This window comes from Streptomyces sp. A1277 (assembly GCF_004795015.1).
In the GTDB taxonomy this organism is placed as follows: Bacteria; Actinomycetota; Actinomycetes; order Streptomycetales; family Streptomycetaceae; genus Streptomyces.
On sequence record NZ_SSBI01000002.1, the window covers coordinates 59972 to 79248 of the forward strand.

The 19277-nt window shown below is 70.6% G+C and carries 18 protein-coding genes and 1 pseudogene; 6 read left to right on the forward strand and 13 right to left on the reverse strand.

The features are described 5' to 3' along the window. Positions 1-70 precede the first annotated feature (70 nt). Both E6R18_RS01665 and E6R18_RS01670 read left to right on the forward strand, forming a co-directional pair. A complete protein-coding gene (locus E6R18_RS01665; RefSeq protein WP_136315020.1) occupies positions 71-946 on the forward strand; it encodes a LysR family transcriptional regulator in 876 nt (291 codons plus the stop codon). Positions 947-1695: 749 nt separating this feature from the next. Continuing rightward, entirely contained in the window at positions 1696-1992 is a 297-nt protein-coding gene (locus E6R18_RS01670) for a hypothetical protein (RefSeq protein ID WP_136315021.1), read from the forward strand. Between the two features lie 181 nt (positions 1993-2173). On the opposite strand, the gene E6R18_RS33930 is transcribed toward E6R18_RS01670, so the two are convergent. The 4 genes from E6R18_RS33930 to E6R18_RS01685 all read right to left on the reverse strand — a co-directional run bounded on the left by E6R18_RS33930 (position 2174) and on the right by E6R18_RS01685 (position 4199). Further along, on the reverse strand, positions 2174-2344 hold the full coding sequence (locus E6R18_RS33930; protein WP_168712261.1) for a hypothetical protein: 171 nt from the start codon (positions 2342-2344) through the stop codon (positions 2174-2176). Positions 2345-2466: 122 nt separating this feature from the next. Then, positions 2467-2760 carry a hypothetical protein gene (locus tag E6R18_RS01675; protein ID WP_136315022.1) on the reverse strand — a complete coding sequence of 98 codons (294 nt, stop codon included), beginning with the start codon at positions 2758-2760 and terminating at the stop codon, positions 2467-2469. Between the two features lie 324 nt (positions 2761-3084). Then, positions 3085-3573: a hypothetical protein gene (locus E6R18_RS01680; protein ID WP_136315023.1), complete on the reverse strand. Its 489-nt coding sequence runs from the start codon at positions 3571-3573 to the stop codon at positions 3085-3087. Further along, positions 3570-4199, reverse strand: coding sequence for a hypothetical protein (locus E6R18_RS01685; RefSeq protein ID WP_136315024.1), 630 nt, complete (start codon positions 4197-4199; stop codon positions 3570-3572). The genes E6R18_RS01680 and E6R18_RS01685 overlap by 4 nt, the downstream gene beginning before the upstream one ends. Before the next feature lie 108 nt (positions 4200-4307). On the opposite strand from E6R18_RS01685, the pseudogene E6R18_RS01690 reads away from it, so the two are divergent. From E6R18_RS01690 to E6R18_RS01715, 4 genes and pseudogenes are all read left to right on the forward strand, one after another. Next, a pseudogene (locus E6R18_RS01690) lies at positions 4308-4593 on the forward strand (hypothetical protein). Between the two features lie 866 nt (positions 4594-5459). After that, positions 5460-6314 (forward strand): SDR family NAD(P)-dependent oxidoreductase, encoded by an 855-nt coding sequence (locus E6R18_RS01700; protein WP_136315026.1) that lies wholly within the window; start codon positions 5460-5462, stop codon positions 6312-6314. A 564-nt stretch (positions 6315-6878) separates the two neighbouring features. Beyond that, a complete protein-coding gene (locus tag E6R18_RS01710; protein WP_136315028.1) occupies positions 6879-7859 on the forward strand; it encodes a TIGR03557 family F420-dependent LLM class oxidoreductase in 981 nt (326 codons plus the stop codon). A 4-nt stretch (positions 7860-7863) separates the two neighbouring features. Next, positions 7864-8409, forward strand: coding sequence for a VOC family protein (locus E6R18_RS01715; RefSeq protein ID WP_136315029.1), 546 nt, complete (start codon positions 7864-7866; stop codon positions 8407-8409). 55 nt (positions 8410-8464) lie between these two features. Here the strand turns inward: E6R18_RS01715 and E6R18_RS34615 are convergent, their stop codons facing one another. From E6R18_RS34615 to E6R18_RS01770, 9 genes are all read right to left on the reverse strand, one after another. Further along, a complete protein-coding gene (locus E6R18_RS34615; RefSeq protein ID WP_346764949.1) occupies positions 8465-8575 on the reverse strand; it encodes a DUF6009 family protein in 111 nt (36 codons plus the stop codon). A 1601-nt stretch (positions 8576-10176) separates the two neighbouring features. Beyond that, a complete protein-coding gene (locus tag E6R18_RS01735; protein ID WP_136315031.1) occupies positions 10177-10677 on the reverse strand; it encodes a hypothetical protein in 501 nt (166 codons plus the stop codon). A gap of 308 nt (positions 10678-10985) precedes the next feature. Beyond that, positions 10986-11513: a DinB family protein gene (locus tag E6R18_RS01740; protein WP_136315032.1), complete on the reverse strand. Its 528-nt coding sequence runs from the start codon at positions 11511-11513 to the stop codon at positions 10986-10988. A 118-nt stretch (positions 11514-11631) separates the two neighbouring features. Further along, positions 11632-12810 (reverse strand): GNAT family N-acetyltransferase, encoded by a 1179-nt coding sequence (locus E6R18_RS01745; RefSeq protein WP_136315033.1) that lies wholly within the window; start codon positions 12808-12810, stop codon positions 11632-11634. A 20-nt stretch (positions 12811-12830) separates the two neighbouring features. After that, on the reverse strand, positions 12831-14447 hold the full coding sequence (locus E6R18_RS01750; protein ID WP_136315034.1) for a hypothetical protein: 1617 nt from the start codon (positions 14445-14447) through the stop codon (positions 12831-12833). After that, positions 14432-15835 carry an MFS transporter gene (locus E6R18_RS01755; RefSeq protein ID WP_136315035.1) on the reverse strand — a complete coding sequence of 468 codons (1404 nt, stop codon included), beginning with the start codon at positions 15833-15835 and terminating at the stop codon, positions 14432-14434. Before E6R18_RS01755 ends, E6R18_RS01750 begins: the two co-directional genes overlap by 16 nt. Next, positions 15832-17079 carry an ATP-grasp domain-containing protein gene (locus tag E6R18_RS01760; protein ID WP_206308192.1) on the reverse strand — a complete coding sequence of 416 codons (1248 nt, stop codon included), beginning with the start codon at positions 17077-17079 and terminating at the stop codon, positions 15832-15834. The genes E6R18_RS01755 and E6R18_RS01760 overlap by 4 nt, the downstream gene beginning before the upstream one ends. Continuing rightward, positions 17076-18131 (reverse strand): zinc-binding dehydrogenase, encoded by a 1056-nt coding sequence (locus E6R18_RS01765; protein WP_136315036.1) that lies wholly within the window; start codon positions 18129-18131, stop codon positions 17076-17078. Before E6R18_RS01765 ends, E6R18_RS01760 begins: the two co-directional genes overlap by 4 nt. After that, on the reverse strand, positions 18124-19254 hold the full coding sequence (locus E6R18_RS01770; RefSeq protein ID WP_240799558.1) for an amidinotransferase: 1131 nt from the start codon (positions 19252-19254) through the stop codon (positions 18124-18126). Before E6R18_RS01770 ends, E6R18_RS01765 begins: the two co-directional genes overlap by 8 nt. Positions 19255-19277 lie beyond the last annotated feature (23 nt).

Below are 19277 nucleotides of genomic sequence, written 5' to 3' on the forward strand. Positions count from 1 at the left end.
GGCATGGCCGTCCAAGACCGGTTCGGAAACCCGATCATTCCGAAACGGCATGACGGCGTACGCTGGAAAAGTGAACGACCTCGGACAGGACCTGGAACTGCGGCTGGTGCGCTACTTCACCGTGGTGGCGGAGCACCAGCACTTCGGCCGGGCCGCCGCCGACTTGCACGTGGCCCAGCCGGCGCTGAGCCGCCAGATCCAACGGCTTGAGAATCATCTCGGCGCACGCCTGCTGGACCGCACACCCCAGGGCACCCGGCTCACGTCGGCAGGACAGACGTTCCTCCCCCAGGCCCAAGCTCTGCTGCAGGTCGCCCGCCAGGCCCAGCAGGCCGTGCGTGAACAAGCCCAGGCCGAACGAATCGCCATCGGCTACGTCGAAGACCTGGTGATCACCGACGCCGTACAGGAGCTGCGCCGCCGTTACCCCGACGCCGAGATCACCACCCAGCATCTGAGCTGCCACAACGTCAGGGCCCTGTCCGACAAGCGCGTCGACGCCCTGATCGCGCGGGCCCCGCTGCCGCTCGCCACCGACGATGTGTCCACCACGCCGCTGTATGAGGAGCCCCGGATGCTCGTTGTCCCGCGCGGCCATCCCCTGGCGGACCGCGCGTCGGTGACCGCAGAAGAACTGGCCGGCGAGGAAGCGGCTCCGTGCGCGTTCGAGACCGCGGACTGGACGTCCTACCGGATCCTCGGGGCCGGTGTGCCGCCGATCGAGAGCTACGAGGACAAGCTCGAACTCGTCGCGAGTGGCAGGGCGATCGCCGTGCTACCGGTCGGCGATCGGCGTAGCTCACTGCGTCCCAACCTCGTCACCGTCCCGATCGAGGGCGCTCCTCCCAGCCGGGTCGTCCTGGTCAGCCGCAAGGGCGACCCGAATCCGATGATCAGGAATCTCCGGCTAGCGGCTAAGACCGTCCTGACCGCCCCGGCAGCCTGACCGGGGAGTCGGCGGCCGGTTGATGTGGTGGTGGGTGACCCGGACTCGGGGTTGCCACGATGCCCCCAGGCTCGAACTCGATGAGCGAGACAAAAAAAGGGGGCGGTCAGGCGTGGTCGTCGCTATGGCGGCGTCCGGTCCGGAAGCCGGAGGCGAACCGGCCGCAGCGGGACGGTCACGGCACTCGCGCATTGGGCTTTGGTTGGGGGAGAACGAGTCGGATGAGTATGTTGCACGCCGCACGGGCGGACCGCCCTGCCACCGCCGGGCCTGCGCTGATGGCGACACGTCCGGCCATGCTGCCGCGAGACGTGCCGGATTTCGTGGCGCGCGCTCGAGCCCGCCCGGCTCCGGGCTCTCGTTGTGCGGCGAACCGGGGGCATGCACAAGTCCCGGCAGTAGAGCGGAGGCACGCCTCCGGTGCACCCGGTGGTCATGGCCACCGGATGCACCGGGGTACTGGGGTGCAGCAAGACGGCGCCGGCGGTCCAGTGGGTCGAGAAGTGCCTTGGGCCCTTTCCGGACGGCGCCTCCTTCCTTGAGATGCGCGGCCCCTCGAGGACCGGCCGCTGGCCGTTGAGGACTCGGTGACGCGCCTGCTGGATGCCTGAGGCGTCGAAGAAACCCGGACGTACTGGCTGGACAGCGACGAACGGCTGGCCCTCTGCCACGCCACCGTGGCACGCCGACGCTGAGTAGTGATCCTGGACGATGCGTGCGACGAAACGCAGATCAGGCTGTTGCTTCCAGTGGAGAGGCGAAGGCTGATCGTGGCGGCCAGCCGTCGTCACCTGGCCGGACCGGCCGATGTGCGGCACGTGGAGCTCGGGATGTGCAGCGGAGGGGAGTCCACCGCCTTGTTGCGTGTCATGGTCGACGACGGCCGGGCCGACGACGATCCGGACGCCGCCGACTCGGTGTCGGCGCTCTGCGGGCACCTGCCACTGGCGATGCGGACCGCCGCCAGCTGTGCCGCGTCCCGTTCCAACTGGAGCGTGCGGCGCGGCTGGAACCCGCGCCGCGTGCGGTGGCGCCCATCTCGGTGAGCTCGTTGTAGTTCGTAGGAGGCTGCCTCCAGGCCACTTGAGGGTGAGGTGGCCCAGGGCCTCCACTGTGCTGGTGAAGCCGCCGGTTGCGACGAGACTTGTGCTGTGCTTGCCGGACAAGGCGGCTCCGACGGATGACAAGCGGGCACGCGCGAGGTACGAGTCGGCCCGGCGCGGGGGCTCAGCGCCTGCTGCGGGCCCAGCCGCTGCCTATTCCGGCCACGTGCAGGGCCAGAGCGGTCAGCCCCAGCAGCATCACGTTCGTCGAAGAGAACACGTCGTTGGTGCTGAGGTCTGCGGCATTGATCAAAAACGAAATGAAGAACAGTACCGCCGCGACTATGCCGAGCATGATGAACCTCTTTCGTAGGAAGTGAAGCCCGTGTACCCGGCCCTCGCCGCCGCAGACATGGGCTTCGCCTCCGAAGCCGCGCGCCCCACCCGCCAGCGGCCTGGCCTTCCCCGGCGGGGGCCTCAGGCGTGGGCATGGCGGGTGTTCGCCGCCTTGCGCGGAGCGGCGTGATGTACGGGCGGGCGCGTGGTGTGGGCCGTGAGACGCCGCAAGGACAGCGCGGCGGTGGCGAGGAGACCGATGAAGACGGCCAGGAGGAGGGCGGAAACCCACATCTGACGGCTTCCCGGTGCCTGCCAGCTGGTCCAGGCGGCGGACCCCGCCCACAGCAGAGCGCCCACAGCGTAGAAGGAGCGGGCGCGGTGGAGCTGCCGTGCGGCCCGCAGGAACTGGATGCGTTCGGTCTTCGGTGCCATGCCGGGCCGTGTACCCCCGATGTACCGCGGCCATCAGGTCGGAGAGCATTCGGTGCGGTGTCGGTTTGCGCGCGACTTCTGGCACATCGCGTGCACACGCCCTCACCGGCTCGGCCCCAGGGGCCGCTTCACATGTCGGCACAGCTTCTACGTAGCGACCGGTGAATGCTCATATCGATCTTGAGTACGAACTCGTTCCCGACGGGCTGGGGGAGATTGCGGCGCCGCCGATACGAAGCCCGTATGTCCACCCGGGACGGCGGCCCCCAGCACTGGCCGCCGTCAACTGCAAGGCTGTCCCGCCAACAATCGGGTGATGGGCCGTCATCGCCCGTATCCGGTCAGGACTTCAGAAGGGTGGCTCGTCGGACCACAAGTGTGTCGTCGGCACGAGCGGTGGCGGGGGTTTGCGTGGAGGAGGATCGCCAGGGCCACCTCAACGCGGCCGAGGTCGATGAGGTAGCCGGCGAGGTCATGGCTGTTCCTGTGGTCGTGCTGCTGGAGGAGAGTAACGGCTTCCTCGGTGCGTCCGGCGCCGGCGAGGAGGTGTGCAATGTGCTCCGCCGCATACCAGGTGTTGCCTTCGGGGTGGGCTCGGGCCCGTTCAACCGCCTCGTCGGCCCCACTGCGGCGGCAATCAGCGGCAACCGCATCCAGTACAGCTCCCACTCTCGCTCGCCCTCCGCGCTGGGCGTCGAGGGCGTCGAGGTGGGCCAGGGCGTCGGCCGGGCGCCCCTGGTCGAGGCACAGATCGGAGAAGGCGTGAAAAATCCGGTCGTCGCCGTGGTGGGCGTCGGCCTGGGCACGCATCACGGCGATCGCTTCCCCGCCCCGTCCGTGTCGGGCCAGGAGTCTCGTGAGCTCGTACGCCGCGTTCGGGTCCAGGCTGCGGAGCCGTCGGCCTGCCCGTATACGGCGATAGCGCCCTTCACGTCGCCATCCTCCTCCAGCAGCTCCGACAGCCGGCGAACGGCGTTTTCGTTACCGTCGATCGCCGCAGCGTAGGCGCGCAGTTCCTCGATCCGGTCGTGCCGGGCCAGCAGGTCGGCGAGTTGGTCGCAGCTGTTGACCGAGGTGATCTGGCGGCGGCGGAGCAGGGCGATGGCCTCATCGATGTGGCCCTGGCGCTCGCGGATCGTCGCGATCAGGCCGAGCACCGTATCGGGACCGAGACCGCGACAGCACCACGGGCCGTCGCAACAGTGGTCGACCCGGATGCGGCCGACGAGCAGCACCGCGGCCTCCTCGTCGTGGCCGGCACCGGAGGCGACGTCGGCCAGGGCGGTGGCGAGTACCCAGCCGTCGACGTGCGGCACGAGCAGGTTGAACGCCTCCTCGGCCAGTAGCGGCGGAAGCGGGTGCGGGCGTCGGTTTTCGGTGAGGCCGAGTGCGGTGGCGATGGTGCTGGCGTCCAGGGACGGTCGTCGGCGCAGGCGCACGGGCGGCGATTTCGGCGGCCTCGGCGATGGGGTATTCGAGCGCAGCGACGATGCGGAGGGCCGTGAGGGGGCGCGCCCGACGGCCAGAAGGTCCAGGCGGGTACGCAGCTGAGTGAGGAGGGAGACCGCATCGACGGCCTATCCGAGGACGCGCTGTTCATGCTGGTCAGCGACCCCAACAACTCCGACAACACCCTTGTGGTCGTCCCGCCGGACGAGGACGGCACTGTCTGGTTCGCCTCACTGAGTGTCCTGGACGAAGGGCTACGAGATCGTTCGCCGTGACACCATCCGCAACAAGCACGAGGTCACCACCTCGACCAGCATGGACGACATCGCCCGCGACCTCACCATCTGGATGACCGCCCGCAGTATCAGCGCTCGCCAGCCCTGATCCCAGCCCGGCGTCGAACGTCTGCGGCCTGTTCCCGTGCTCCTGCTGCCTCCGCTCTGGCCTTGGCCCTGTCCTCCTCGAAGACCAGCACGGGGGTCAACGCGTCCAAGGTCTCAGCGATCCTCTCCCGCCAGTCAGCGAACTCGGCGGGGCACGCATCGGACGGCTGCTGCGACTTAACAGAGCGGAGACGGCGCAGGCCGCGCTTGAGCACAGGGTCAACCACGAGGCTTCTTTCGATTGGTACGCGGTCGACCCCATCGTGCACCGCTTCCACAACATGGCCCAGGCCGTGTCTCTACCTATTGGCTTTGTCCACGAGTAGTGGTTCTGGCTCACTTCCCGTGGAGCGTGCACGCTGAGTGACGGGCTTGAGGCGAGCGGGCCCTGGGGAAGTTGCCTGAACCGGCCGGTACCGGGGGCGGTGTAGCTGACAGTTCGGCCGTGGAAGAATGGTCCTCCGTCTGGAGGAGCTGCTGTTCCCGTCGATCGCCGACGTGACGGTGCTGTCCGTCGCCGTGAACGACGAGGCGGTACACACAGAGGCCAGAAGCACGGTGCCCGGTGCTAACTGCCCCAAATGCGGGATCTGGTGCATCCGTCGAAGGAACAGGACGCTGCACCACTGTGGTTATGGTCCTCCAAGACCGGCGCAACCCCTTGGCGCAACCTCGTGTTCCTGGTCCTCCGAGGCGTTCCGGTCTGCGTGCCCTTCGCGTGGAGTGGGTGGCGTAGCGGGGCGCGTACGTAGGACCAGGGGCGGATGCCGTCTAATGCGGCGGTGACGGGCGCATGCCTGCACGAGCCGTCAAGCTGGACGGAGGATCCCGGATCACGGTACCGACCGAGAAGCGAAGGAGAGATCTGTGAGCGTCAGTCGAGTTGTGGTTGTGACGGGCGCGGCGCGGGGGATTGGGCGCGCCACCGCTGTTGCGTTCGCCAGGGCCGGGTACCGGGTGGCTGGGGCCGATATCGCAGCGCTCGCGAGTTCGGCGATGGAGTACGAGCCCGCAACCGTCGAAGATCTCGCTGAGACCGGGAGGCTCGTGGAGGAGGCGGGTGCCGAGTGGCTTCCGGTCGTTTTCGACCAGCGGGACAAAGCGGCCGTCCGCGACGGGTTCGCTGAGGTCGCTGACCGCTTCGGCGGCGTCGACGTCGTGTTCGCGAATGCGGGCGTGCAGGGCTTCGCCTCGCTGCTGGAGATGAGCGACGAGCTGTGGCACGACCAGATCGACATCAACCTCACCGGCACCGCCAACGTGCTCCGGATCGCCGCGCCGCTGCTGGTCGAGCGCGGTGGTGGGCGGATCATCTTGACCTCTTCCACACAGGGCCAGCACGGCACCCTCGACGGCGCCGGCTACTCGGCGTCGAAGTGGGGGCTGATCGGGCTGATGAAGTCGGCTGCTGTGGATCTCGGGCGGTACGGGATCACGGTCAACGCCGTGATCCCTGGGCTGATCGACACGAAGCTGACCCGGCACGAGGGCCGGTACGCGCAGATCATCCGCACCGGTGGCAACGAGCCCACCGGGGATGTCGAGAAGGACGGGCGGACCGCGGCGGACGCGCAGCGGCGGAAGCTTCCTCTCGGCGTGCCGTGGGTCGAGCCGGAGGACGTGGCCCCGCTGGTGGTGTTCCTCGCCTCGGAGGAAGCGCGGATGGTCAGCGGCACCAGCTTCGCGGCCACCGGCGGCGACAGTGCCAACGTCACCGCGTGACCTGCGCTGCCGCATGCATGGCGGGCGGCGCCTCGCAGGGCGAAGCCGGTTGCCCGCTGCGCCGCGCGGACCAGCGAGTGCGCGAGCTCGGGGTGCAGGAAGAGCGGGGCCCGGGTCGCCCGGCCGGAGCAGAGGCTGACACGGACCGCCGGTTGGTACTGCTGCGCCGGGCGATCCACCACCTGGTCTCCGCAGGTGTGCAGAACTGCCAGGGGGTGCTGCGGTACACCGAGCCCGACCAGGGGCACACCTCGGAGCGGATGACGCTGCAGACTCGACAACGACCGCTTCTTCCTGCCCGGCCGGGCCACTGCCGCACCTCGCGCCTCAGCCGCGCACGGCGCACCGCACCGCACCCGAGAAGCGACCGGGTGCCGACGCCCTTCTCGATGCCGCTCTCCTCGCAGGTGACTGTCCCGGCGACCGGCTCGGCGCTGTGCGCCCTGTGGCGGCCGTGTTGCTGTCCGTCGGCCGGTGCCGGCTGAACGGCCATTCGGATGGAGGTGGAAGACCGCCCCGGTGGTGTTCGCCCAGCTCCGGTCGGCCGGGTGACAGGGTCGGCGTATGAAGATTGGCTACAAGCTGGCCTCGGAGGCCTTCGGTCCGCAAGAGCTGGTCCGACAGGCAATCCGTGCGGAGGCGGCGGGTTTCGACTTCGTCGAGATGAGCGACCACTACCACCCGTGGCTCGACGTCCAAGGGCACTCCTCCTTCACCTGGACGGTGCTGGGTGCGATCGCCGCCAAGACGGAACGCGTCGCGCTGGTGACCGGAGTGACGTGTCCGACCATCCGTTACCATCCGGCGATCATCGCGCAGGCCGCGGCGACCCTTGCCCTGGTCTCCGACGGCCGTTTCGTCCTGGGCGTCGGCTCCGGCGAAAGACTCAACGAGCACGTCGTGGGGCGCGGCTTCCCCGACACTGTGCGCGAGCGGCACGAGATGCTCCGTGAAGCGCTGGAGATCATCCGTCTGCTGTGGCGTGGCGGCTACCGCTCGTACGAGGGCAAGCACCTGCGGCTGGCGGATGCCCGGGTGTTCGATCTGCCCGAGGAATCTCCGCTCATTGCCGTCGCCGCGAGCGGCCCCCGCTCGGCACGGATCGCCGCGGAACTCGGCGACGGTCTGTTCGCCACGGAGGACAAAGCCTCGATCGTCCGGCACTACCGGGGCGCCGGTGGTTCAGGGCCCGGGTACGCGGAGGTGCCCATGGCGTGGGCACCGGACGAGCGGACGGCCGCGCGCGAGGTGTTGAGGACGTCGCGGTGGGCGCTGACCGGGTGGAAGGTGATGAGTGAACTTCCCAACCCGGTCAACTTCGATGCGGCCACCGCCACCGTGCGCGAGGAGGACATTTTGGAGAAGTTCGCCTGCGGCCCCGACCCGAAGCGATACGTGGCAGCGGTCCAGCGGTACGTCGACGCCGGGTTCGACCGGCTGGTGCTGCAGAACGCCGGCCCCGACCCCGACGGGTTCATCGACTTCTACCAGCGCGAACTCGAACAGCCCCTGCGCCGCCTGCGCCCGTCCGACGCCGCCTCCTGAGCCCGTGGCACAGGACTCCGCCTGCCGCGGCATCGACCATGTCGGGGTCACCGTCCCCGACCTCGACGCGGCGACCGACTTCTTCGTCCGCGCCCTGGGGGCCGAGGTGCTTTACGACACGCTGCGCCGCGAGGACGGGCCGAACAGCGGCACCGGGCTGGAACAGCGGCTGGGCGTACCGCCCGGCAGCCGGCAGTGGGCGATCCGGATGCTCGCCCTCCCCTACGGGCCGGGCCTGGAACTCTTCGAGTTCGACGGACCGCGGCAGCGGGATGCGGCGCTCCCCTGCGACTTCGGCTGGCAACACCTCGCCGTCTACGTCGACGACCTCGACCGCGCCGTCGCCGGTGTCGAAGCGGCGGGCGGGCGCGCTCTGTCCGGACCGCACCCGCTGCCGGGCCCGGAGGCCGGGCCACGCAACCGCATGGTCTACACGCGCACACCGTGGGGCAGCTCGCTGGAGCTGATCACCTATCCCGACCCGCAGCCCTACGAAGAGCACACTTCGCTTCGGCGTCACCGGCCACCCGAGAAGGACGCCCCTTCTTAGCGCTGGGTCAGCCCCTGCCCCGCTTCCGGTCAGTGCAGCGCCGGGGGGCGGTGACCTACGGCGACGGGGCGCCGGTTTCGTAGAGGCCATCCGGCCGGGCGTCGCGGTCGTGGGGTAGCGGCAAGAACCCGCGGCGGCGGAAGACCACTGCGGAAGATCGCGGCAATGCCGTCGAGGACTGACAGTGAGGGTGCGCTGGATGTGGTCGCGGCTGCCGCCGGCCGCCAGGACCGCCTGCCGGGCCCGCCGGGGGCTGGACGGGGGGCCGGTAAGCGAGAGCAACTGCGACGCGGCCATCCAGGGCAGCGCCTGGCGGGCCCGGGGTGCAGGAAGTTCTCTCGGGGCCGGGGTGGGCATCGGCTCAAGGGGCGGTCTCAGCGGCACATCAGGTGTCCGGGTGAGCGTCTGTCTTCAGCGCCCACGCGCCCCCTGGGCAGCCGGCCGGCAGTGGTGGGAAGCGGTGGCCCTTCACGTCCGTGCTCCAGTGGTGGCCCGCCCCGCAGTCGCACTCGTAGATGCCGCTCTCAGGGACGATCTCTCCGGGGTGCCAGGTTCGCTGTTCGTCGCCCATCCCCTCTGTGTACGCGGCCCGGTGCCCTTCGGCGACCTGAGGGCGCGTGAAGGCCCCGCCCGTGGGCCATACGACCGCGCCGCCTTCAGGAACTTCTGGAAGACGGTTGCGGCCTCCCGTCATCCGTCCTGGGCGGCGCCGGACCGGTGACGAGGTGCCACTGGGTCATCTGCGTGGGTGGCCGGTTCGGTGCACGCTGTGTCCCCGCGGTGGTAACGCCGGGGAGGGCGTCACTCTTTCGGGCCCGCGAGGCCAGTGGCCCCCGCCCGGGCGGGGCTGCCGCCTCCAGCAGGGACCAGCCGTCGATCCACCGCTCGCCGCTCCCCCGGCTGCTCCCCGGGTCGACGCCGCTTCGAGCAGAGCTCGGACGGCGCCGGGTTCGTGGAGGTTGAGGGAGGCACCACGGGTGTACCCCACGTCTCCCGATCCCAGGGAGCCCCACCCGAGACGTACCGGCCCGGGCCCTCGGTGAAGACGATGCGCAGGGGGCCGCCGGCTGGGGTCCTGCGACCCCGGGTGAGGTCGGGACGACTTTGCGCCGCCGCTGGAACACGGGCGCTCGACGGACGGCCGAAACAGCCGCAGCCACGGCAACCGCGGCGATGGTGTTGGTGATCGCCGCGAAGTCGAGTATGAGGTGCAGGTCGGTCCAGCGGGGAATCAGGCCGGGCCGCCAGGCGCAGGACGATTGCAACAGACTCAGCTGATCGATACCGCACCAGCGACCGAAGTCCAACGGTCGTGCTGTCCGCGGCGGCGCTCCCCAGCTGCCGGGCCGTCTGATCCACCACCAGCCAGACCACCGGCGCCGCCATCACCACCACCTCCCCCAGACCGAACCCGAGCGGAACCCGGCGTCCCTTGCCCCCTCGTTCCAGGCGCCGTAGTACAGCCCCGTCTTCGATGTGGGACATCCCTGCGACGACCGGCAGCTCCTCCGGGGCGACCTGCGCCACCACATCGCGCACCACGTCCAGCACGCGAACGGTGCCACACCCGGACGGCATCACGTCAGATCCCATGACCTTCCCCCCGTGCCCGGTAGATCCGTGGCACCAACGTCACTCCCGCGGAGCCGAGGTTCAGCCGTGCTTCGCCCAGACGCAGAAGAGGTTTACTGATTCCCGGCATGCTCAAACAACGCACGGGTCGCGGTGGAATCACACCGCGACCACCCACCACGCAGGGCGGGACTGTCAGGTACGACCTAGGATTCGCCATGCGTAGGCGCCACTGTTCGACTCGTTCCCGTCGATGACGGCAACGAATTTTCCGTCGAACGAAACAGTTTTGGCTTTCGCTCCGCATTCCACCTTTTCTTGACTGCCCCCCTTCAGCAGGGACAGATGGAACGAGATGGCACCACTGCCGGAGCACGCGACCTGGAACAGATGGTCACCCGCCAGCGATTCAGAAATCTTCTGGCCGGACGCTTGGGCCCAGTCATATCCGGATGCGACGGAAGACGTCCCGTAGCCGCTGGGTGTGTGCTGGTCGACGAGGGCCACGGCTGGCCTGGCCGTGTCATCCAGGCTCTTGCCGGGCGACGAGTGCGTGGCCCCCGAGGCAGGGATCGAGGAATGGCCCTTCGCCGAACCGGATGCCCCGGAGCAGGCCGTCAGACCGACCGTGGCAAGCCCTGCCGCGAGCAGGACGCCGGCCGTGCCGAGCGTCGGCGCCGATCGTCCAATGGTCACGACGCCGTCTCCCAGCACTTCAAAGTTGGCATGAGCAGACCGTATGGAGCGGCAAGCGTATCGTCAAGGAATAGATCAGAAACGCAAGAGGGAACCGGGATTCAAAATTCGTTCGGCTCGTTCCGAATCTGAGAAGAATCTGAGGTTGAAAGGTGCGGCCGGGTGTGCATCGCGCAAGGGGCCGCGTGGGCGACTTCGGTGGTCCTGCCGGAACCGACGCCGGCCACCAGGCCACGCCGACGGCGCCGGTGTCCTGGGCGGTTCGCTGTCCGGCGGACCGGTGCCTCCGTACCGTCAGGTGCCTGCGGCTACTCCCCCGTTTCGCCGTCGATGAGTTCCCGCGCCACGTCGAGGTGGCCGATGTGACGGGCGTACTCCTGGAACAAGTGGAAGAGGATGCGCCCCAGCACGGGCGGTTTCCCGCCTTCGGGGAAGCGTCCGCCGGTCCTGGCCGGCGTGTGCAGCCCGACGCCTGCGGACAGGGCGCGGCTCGCCGCCGCCTCCCGCTCGAAACGTGCCCACACCTCGGCGACCGCCAGCTCCTCGGGCACGTGCCACTCGGCCTGCTCCCCACCCTGCGGATAGGGCGGGACGTCCTCCGCGGCGAACCCCCACCGCATCCAGCGCCGCTCCACCCAGCTGAGGTGCTGCACGAGGCCCAGCGGCGACCACCCGAGGGGAACCACAGGGGCTCTCAGCACCTCCTGCGGCAGTCCGTCGCATTTGCGTCGCAGCGTGTCCCGGAACCAGTCGAGGTACGCGGGCAGCAGTGCTCCCGGGTCCTCGACACCGGCACCGGGACCGGTGAAGAGTTCACGTTGCGCCAAGGGTTCCATGCGTCTCCTCGCTCGTCGGCCGTAACCTTTCTACCGGCCGTGCGCGGCCGTGTCGATCATGGCCGGGAGTGATGGAACGGCACAGACGTGCGACGGGTGAGGAGGGCCGGGGCCGAAGTCAGCAGAATGCCTCCCAGTCCTCGATCGGGCTAAGGGCGCCGGCGGTGCGCGGATCGTCGAGAAAGCGTTCCAGAAAGCGGCGGTTGTACGCGCGGACCTCGTCGGCCGCCCGGGCGAGCGGGCTGCCGGCCGTGAGGTCCAGCATCCACAACGGGTGCAGTTCGGCGCCTCGCAGGGCCTTGGCCGCCTGGGTGGTGGCTCCGGCGTGGATCCAGCGCGTCCGCAGGTCCGGCGCGCGCCGCACCTGCGTATAGAAGAGCACATTGAAGTACTCCTCCAGGCCGCTCAGGCGGTCGTTGTCGAAGCCGACCCAGCGGATGAGGACCTTGCCCGCCGACTCGTAGTAGATGCAGAACCCGACGGGGCGCGCGGCGTCGTCGGGCCGGTGGCACACCGCCACCCTGGCCTTGTCCCCCAGAATGTCCACTGCGCGCCGCATCGACACCATCTCCGTCTCCGGAGTCGTGCTGTGCCCGTATTTGGCGAGGGTGGACGCCGCCGATGCGCCGAGGGTGTGCCAGCAGTCGGCGAGAGGCAGGTGGCTGATGCGCAGCCCGGATTCGCGGAAGACCTTCTCCTCGTGCCGGATGTTGCGCCGCCTCTTGCGGGGAAAGGTCTCCAGCCAGGCGTCCCAGCCCTCCTCGGGCACGGGTATCCACGCATCCGCGTCCAGCAGCACGGGCGCGGCGGGGACTCCTGCGTCCCGCAGCTCCCTGACGTCCCGGGTGGTCAGATACATTCCCACGCAGGAACGCGCGTTCCCCGGGCCGCTGCCGCTGACCTCGCGCAGCCGCCCGACCAGGCGCTCCAGACGGTCCGGGGAGCGGTCTCCGCTCCGGAGCACATGGGTCTGGAAGCCTTCCGATGAGCCCACGAGCAGTCCGTCGGGGGCGAGGAGGGGCAGCCCCGCCTCACGCAGGTGGTCGTTCCACCGATAGGTGGACCACGCGGGCAGGCCGCTCAGTTCCCTGACCGGGACGGCGCACCGCCCCGCGTCGTCGTCCACGACCACCGCGTCGCCCGGCGTGCCCGTCTCCGCCGTGCAGAAGCGCAGCCAGTCGCTCGTGGAGTAGAAGTGCTCGCCCGCGAGCCGGTCCCACTCCCCCGCGTCGAGCCCGCCGAAGGCCGTCACCGCCTCGCTTCGCAGTGACGCGCCCACGTCAGCCGAGTCCGCCATCGTCTCTCGCTCCTCACTCTTCATACCTTCTTCGCCGCTTCTCGTACGTGGTCCGGCAGGGCCGGCCCTTCTCGGAGCCGCAGCCGGGGCAGGCGCCCGTCGTCCCGGGCCCGCAGCGCGTCCGCGGCCCGTTGCCGCCAGTCAGCGGGCAGCGCCGTGCGTGCGACCACGTGCGGCAGGACCTCCAGCAGAGCCGCGGCCTGTGCCGTCGCCACGGGAATGTCGCGAACCCGTTCGAGCAGGGCGGGCGTGAACCCTCCGCCCGCGATGAGTTCCAGCGGTCCGGCCGGGCCGCTCGCGCCGGTGCGGGTGACCAGCGCCGCGCACTGGAGGCCCGCCAGGTGCACGGCGGCGGGCACTTCGCTGACCCGCTCCGCAAGGGAGGCGTCCACCACCGAGACGGCCGACGCCACGGCGTCGCGCATGACGGGCAGGTAGCCGGCCTGGTAATAGCCGCCCACGCAGGTCAGTCCGCGGGCGAAGGCGAGCACCGTGAAGCACGTCAGGAGGGACGGCACCAGCCGCCCCTGCCCGAGACTTTCGGCGAGGGCCTCGGGCGCGAGCGGCTGCCGCATCTCCTCACCGTGTTCGTCGCGGCCCTCCAGCCATGGCTGCCCGCCCCGCGTGCGGTGCGTCAGGGGCACCCGTCGCCCGTCCGCACGCATGCCCCAGAAGAAGACCGTGCCCTCCCGGGACTGCCCGCCTGCGGAGCGTCCGAGCCGGCGGTCGAGGTCGTCCAGTCGCCAGCAGGCCGGCTGCCCGTCGAGCAGACGCAGCACTGCGGAACGCACGCCGGGATCGAAGAGGAGCAGGCTCAGCAAGCTGTCGGGCCGCCGCACGTCGCCGGCCGCCAACTCAGCGCACACGGCTTCCAGAGCCAGTTGCACCGGTCGCGTGCCCCCTGCGGGCAGCAGCCGCCTCCACAGCGCGGTGTTGATCGCCGCCGCCTGTGTCCCGTGCCGGGGCAGGTCCAGAACACCGGCCCGGCCGAGGTCGTCCCGCAGGAAGCCGCGAGCGGCCTGGACCGTGGCCGCGCCGACACGGCCCTCGCGTTCGCATGCGGCCAGCCGGCGCGAGGCCCGCTCCACCATGTGGGCGGTCAGCGGCGGGACGCTCCCCACCGTCCACCGGCGGTAGCGGTTCGGGTACAGCGGCAACCGCAGGGGGACGGTGGAGGGTTGTCCGGCGCCCGGCTCGTAGAGCAGCAGCCCCATGGGGTACGTGAGATTGTCCATGCTCACCGAGGAACACCCCAGGATCACCGCCGTCCGGCGGGGGCGGCCGTGGGGCAGGGGCCGCATCCCGAACAGCAGGGTGCCGTGGACGGAGTCGGCGAAGGTGTCGACGCCGAAGTGGTTGGAGGTGGGGACCAGGGGGTCCGCCCGCAGTTCAGCGACCGCGATGCGCGCCGTCTCCGCGCCGTACAGGGCCTCGACGTGCGTGGCGATGACGGGCCACAGGTCCTCGCACGCCCGTGCGGCCCATGGTGGCGGGGGCGGCGCGAAGGTCCGCACGAAGGCACCGAGGGACTGACCGCCGTGCTCCTCGAGACACGCCCGAAGCGCCGGCGAGTGTCCGGCGGCCAGCCGCAGCGCGTCCGCGGGTCCGCCCGTGCCCGCCGTCAGCCCCGCGTCCACGGCTGTCCTCCCGTCAGCTCGTCCGGGCCGTCAACCGTCCCAGGCGCCGCGGAGGCATCCGCCGCCGGGCCCTTCCCCGAGACGGCGGGATCGTCCTCCTCCGGCTCGGCAGGGCCCTCCACGGATACCGTGCGCACGGAGCTGAACAGGAACGCGACGCAGCTGACGGCCAGGGTTCCGGTGGCGACGGCGAGTGCCGTCCGCACGCCGAGGAGTTCGCCGAGCACGCCGGCCAGCAAGCCGTTCAGCGCGATGGAACCGGTGCTGACCAGTCGCCAGCCCGCGGTGACCCGCCCCAGCAGTTCCGCGGGGATCAGCCGGGCCCGCAGGGTCAGCGAGTGCACGTTGAAGAGTCCCAGCCCCAGTTCGTGCACGATCAGGCCCAGGACGAGGACGGCCACCGCGACCGGCGCCCGGCCGTGGGCCGCCGGGATGGCGGTGAGGGAGAGCGAGCCGACAGCCATCGACCAGACAATGGCGCGCCCCGTCCCGAGCCTGCGGCCCACCCGGCCGGCCACCGCCGCGCCGAGCAGTCCGCCCAGGCAGCTGACGGAGAGCACGACCCCGAGCGTTCCGGAGGTCAGGTGCAGGGACTGAACCCCGTACAGGAGGAAGAGGGTGAAGGTGACCTGCCCCAGCAGGTTGAAGGCCGCCGACTGGAGCAGCACCGGGCGGAGCACCGGGTGTCGCGCGAGGAAGGCCATGCCCTCTCTGACTGCGGGCCAGGGGGAGACGCCCTTCTCCCGCGGGGGGCGGGTCTCGCGGTGCCGGATGCCGAGGTTGAGCCCGCCGGCGACCAGGTAGGAGGCCGAGTCGGCGATCACCGCCCCGGCCGGGCCCAGCGCCTGGACCAGGAGGCCCCCGAGTCCGGGGCCGCCCGCGCCGGCGATGGAGTAGGTCGATTCCAACCGCGCGTTGGCCGAGGTCAGTTGCCGGGGAGGCACGAGTCTGGGCAGATAGGAGACGTATCCGATGTCGAAGACGGCCGTGAGCGCGCCGGTCGCGAAGGCGACCGCCAGCAGGAGCGGTACCGACAGGAAGCCGAGGGCCCAGGAGAGCGGTATCACTCCCATCAGCAGGGCGCGGCCGAAGTTGGTCGCAGCGAGCGTCGGACGGCACGGGCGTGTGTCGAACCAGTGTCCGGCGAGCGGGGAGACCAACAGGACGGGTGCGTACTGCGCGGTCGCGAGCAGACCCACCATGCCGGCCCCGGCGTCGAGGAGGGTGATGGCGGTCAGGGGGAGGGCGATGAGCGAGATCTGGCTTCCGACCTGGGAGAGCGTCTCCCCGCCCCACAGGCGCAGGAAGTCGTCGTTGTGCCACAGCCCCTTCTCCTTCTCCCGGTCGCCGTGCTCAGGGGCTTTCGGGGGCGGCTTCCCCGCGGTCACGGGGTCTCTTCGGGTTCGACGTCGAACCGCACGCCGTCGGCCAGTTCGATCGCCAGGGCGCGCGCCTGTCCGGGGTCAGCGGCTCCCACCGCCAGGGCTCCGGCGCGCCCGTCGGACTCGTCGGTGGCAGCGACGCGCTCCCCCGGCGCGACGGCGAGTTCGGCGGCCAGGACCGCCGGATGGTGCGCGGCCTCGTGCCATCCGTGTACCTCCCGCAGTCGGCCGGGGGGCGGGCTGAAGTACCTGGTGGCGCCGGCACGTGTGCAGCCCCGGGGGCCGGCCGGGGTGTCCCGGCCGAGGGAGTCGTCGTAGACCTCGCCGAACATCTCCAGCCCCTCGACGGCGTGGGCCAGCAGGCGATGGATGTAGTCGCCGCCGAGCCGGGCGTGGACCTCGCCGAGGACGATCCCGTCGTCGGTCACCCAGAGCTCGACGTGGAAGAGGCCGTGGCGCAGGCCGAGGACGCGCAGCGCCTCGGTGACGGTCTCCTCCACCTGCCGCCGCAGGGGCGGGGGAAGGGGTGCCGGCAGGGTGTGGGCCTGCTCGACGAAGAACGGGGGCGGCAGCTTCTCCTTGGCGGTGATCGCGAGTACCTGTGGCTCACCGCCGCGGAAGAGCCCCTCCACGCTGTACTCGGTGCCGCTGACGTAGCTTTCGACGAGGAAGTCCTGGGCGCTTTCCGGCGGGAGGTGGCCGAGGGCGCCGGGCAGTCCGGTGGGGGACGACACGAGACTGACTCCCTCGCTGCCGCTGCCCACGCGGGGCTTGACGACCCAGGGACCGTGCGATTCGTCCAGCACGCGACGGGCTTGGGCGGCAGAGGTGCAGTGGTGCGAGGCCGGTTGCGGGAAGCCTGCCTCGGCGAGCCGGTGGCGGCAGTCGGCCTTGCTGCGGATCAGGTCGATCACCTCGGGGCTGTTGCCCGGCAGGTCCAGGGCCTCGGCGATGCGCGCCGTCGCCGGCAGGGCCAGTTCGCGGCAGGTGAACACGGCGTCGAAGCCCTCGCCGCGCCGCCCGCGGTCGAGAGCCCAGGTGACGGCTGCCTCGGAGTCCTCGAAGTCCACGGCCTCGGCCGTATCGGCCAGGTCGACGGCGTCCCGGGTGGCGGCGAGGTCCTCGGCGTGGCCGATAAGGTGCACCGCGAGTCCGCGCGCGCGAGCCTGCTCGATGGCCATGACGGCGACATCGATGCCCAGCGGCGCGGGTCCCGCGCCACCGACCAGCAGAAGCGAAGGGGGGGTCAACGTGCCTCCTCGGTTCCGTGGGGGAAGAGCACGATCTTGCCGGTCTCGAACGTGGCCTGTGCCTCGAACGCCTCGGCGGCCCGGGCCAGCGGCAGGCGGTGCGTGATGTAGCGGTCCAGCTGGTCCGGGAGGGAGGCGATGAGGCGTAGCAGCCGGCGTGCGTCGTTGCGGTTGATGTCGAGGGTGCCCAGGAGGGTGACCCCGCGCTGGATCAGGTCTTCGTCGACGCGCAGGGTGAGGCGCCCGGGCTCCGCGAGGAAGGCCACACTGCCCAGGCGCGCGACTGCGTCCAGGGCGAGTCGCTGGTACACCTCCCGCCCCGAGCACTCGATGACGTGGTCGGCCCCGCGGCCCCCGGTCGCCGTCATGACCTCCTTGTGGGACGGTCCGACCACGAAGTCGGCCCCGAGCTCGCGCGCCAGCTGAGCCCGGTAGGGGGTGCGTACGGCCGCGATCACCGTGGCGCCGCGCGCTTTGGCGTTGATGACGCCGCCGAGGCCGACGGCGCCCAGCCCGGTGATCAGTACGGTGCTGCCGGGCCCGACGCCGAGGCGTTCCATGGCGCCGAAGGTGGGGCCGAGCCCGCAGCACGCCATGGCGGCGTGCTCGTAGGACATCGCGTCGGGGATCGGTTCGCACATCCAGCCGGGCTTGACCGCGTACTGGGCGAAGCCGCACTCGCCGGACTCGCCGCCGCAGACGCCGCGCGGGTCCTCGGTGGCGACGCAGTGGGCGTAGAACCCGCGCCGGCAGGGCTCGCAGCGTCCACAGGGGTAGCCGCAGAACGCGACTACCCGGTCTCCCTCACGGACCGGGGACCCGACCGGGGCCTGCACGACCTCCCCTGCCATCTCGTGCCCCAGCGAGTCGGACCTGTTGCGCTCCAGGTAGACGCCGTCGGTGTAGGCGACGTACTCGTTGCACATGGGCGCGGCCAGGACCCGGATCAGTACGTAGTCCCGGTCGATCCGCGGCATCGGCTTGCGCACCGTCCGGGCCCGGCGGGGCCCGTCGATGCGTACGACGTCCATCTGCCCGGCCGGATCAGTCATGGACGGCCTCCGCCCCGGCAAGGTAGCTCCCGCACCCGCCCGCACGCGCGACGTCGAGCGTCACGCAGTGGAAGGAGCCGCCGAAGCTGTAGACGTGGCGGAAGTCGACGGGCACGCACCGGAAGCCCCACGCGGTGAGTGCTTCGATGAGGGGTTCCTCGTGGCTCTCCACCACAACGGTCTCGGGGTCAAGGGACAGGACGTTCATGCTCACCCAGGGGCTGCAGAAGTACATCGGCCAGTCGGAGGGCAGGGCCGGCTTGGGTGCGGGGAGGATGTCCCATCCGTCGAACAGTTGGTTGGGGACATACCGTTCGGGGTTGACCAGCAGCTTGCCCGGAGCGAGCGGGGCGAGGGTGGCGTCGATGTGCATCGCGTGCGGGTCGTCCACGTCGATGCGGCTGACGCGGAAGCCGTCGCCGAGCGACCGGCGCAGCCACTCGATCCCGAACTCGTTGGTGACGTGACTGCGCTGGACGACCAGGTCGCGGCCGAACCGCATGACATCGGCCGCGTCGAAGACCGGCTCGAACTCCCCCACGGCCCAGCCGTCCCCGTCCTCGGCCCCCTCGTCGGTGAACAGGTCCTCGGTGAGCTGCGGCTTCGGGGCGGCCATCCAGCGGGCTCCCTGCCGGAACCAGCCCTTGATCAGCTCGCGGAAGGCGTCCGTCTCGAAGTACCGGCAGCGCCAGGACATCGGGGCTTCCACGATGGTGTCGCCGACGACCATCAGGCAGTCCCTGGGCATGCCGGCGTACAGGCCCCCCTTGCTCGACCAGCGCGGGGTGGTGAACGGGCTGCCGTGCGGGGCCGGGTCCGGGCGCCGCACGCGCACGCCCTCGGTCTCCAGTACCGCGCACAGGTTCTCCAACTCCTCCCGCGCGGCCCGCAGGTGCTCGTCGGGGAAGGGGGAGCCGCCATGGGTGCGCAGGTCCTCCCAGGAGCTCTCCGGCATGGTGTCGGCCATGGAGGACTGCCACGTCGGGAAGACCGCGTCGTCGAGGCGGCCCACCACCACCTCCTCCAGGGGGTCCCACTCGGTGAAGGAGTTCACCGGACAGGCCCCCGCGGCGGTCCGGGTCGCGGTGGTGCCGGGGTGGACGGATACGGTTTCGTGGGGCATGGGGTCACCTCTGGTGAAGGTTG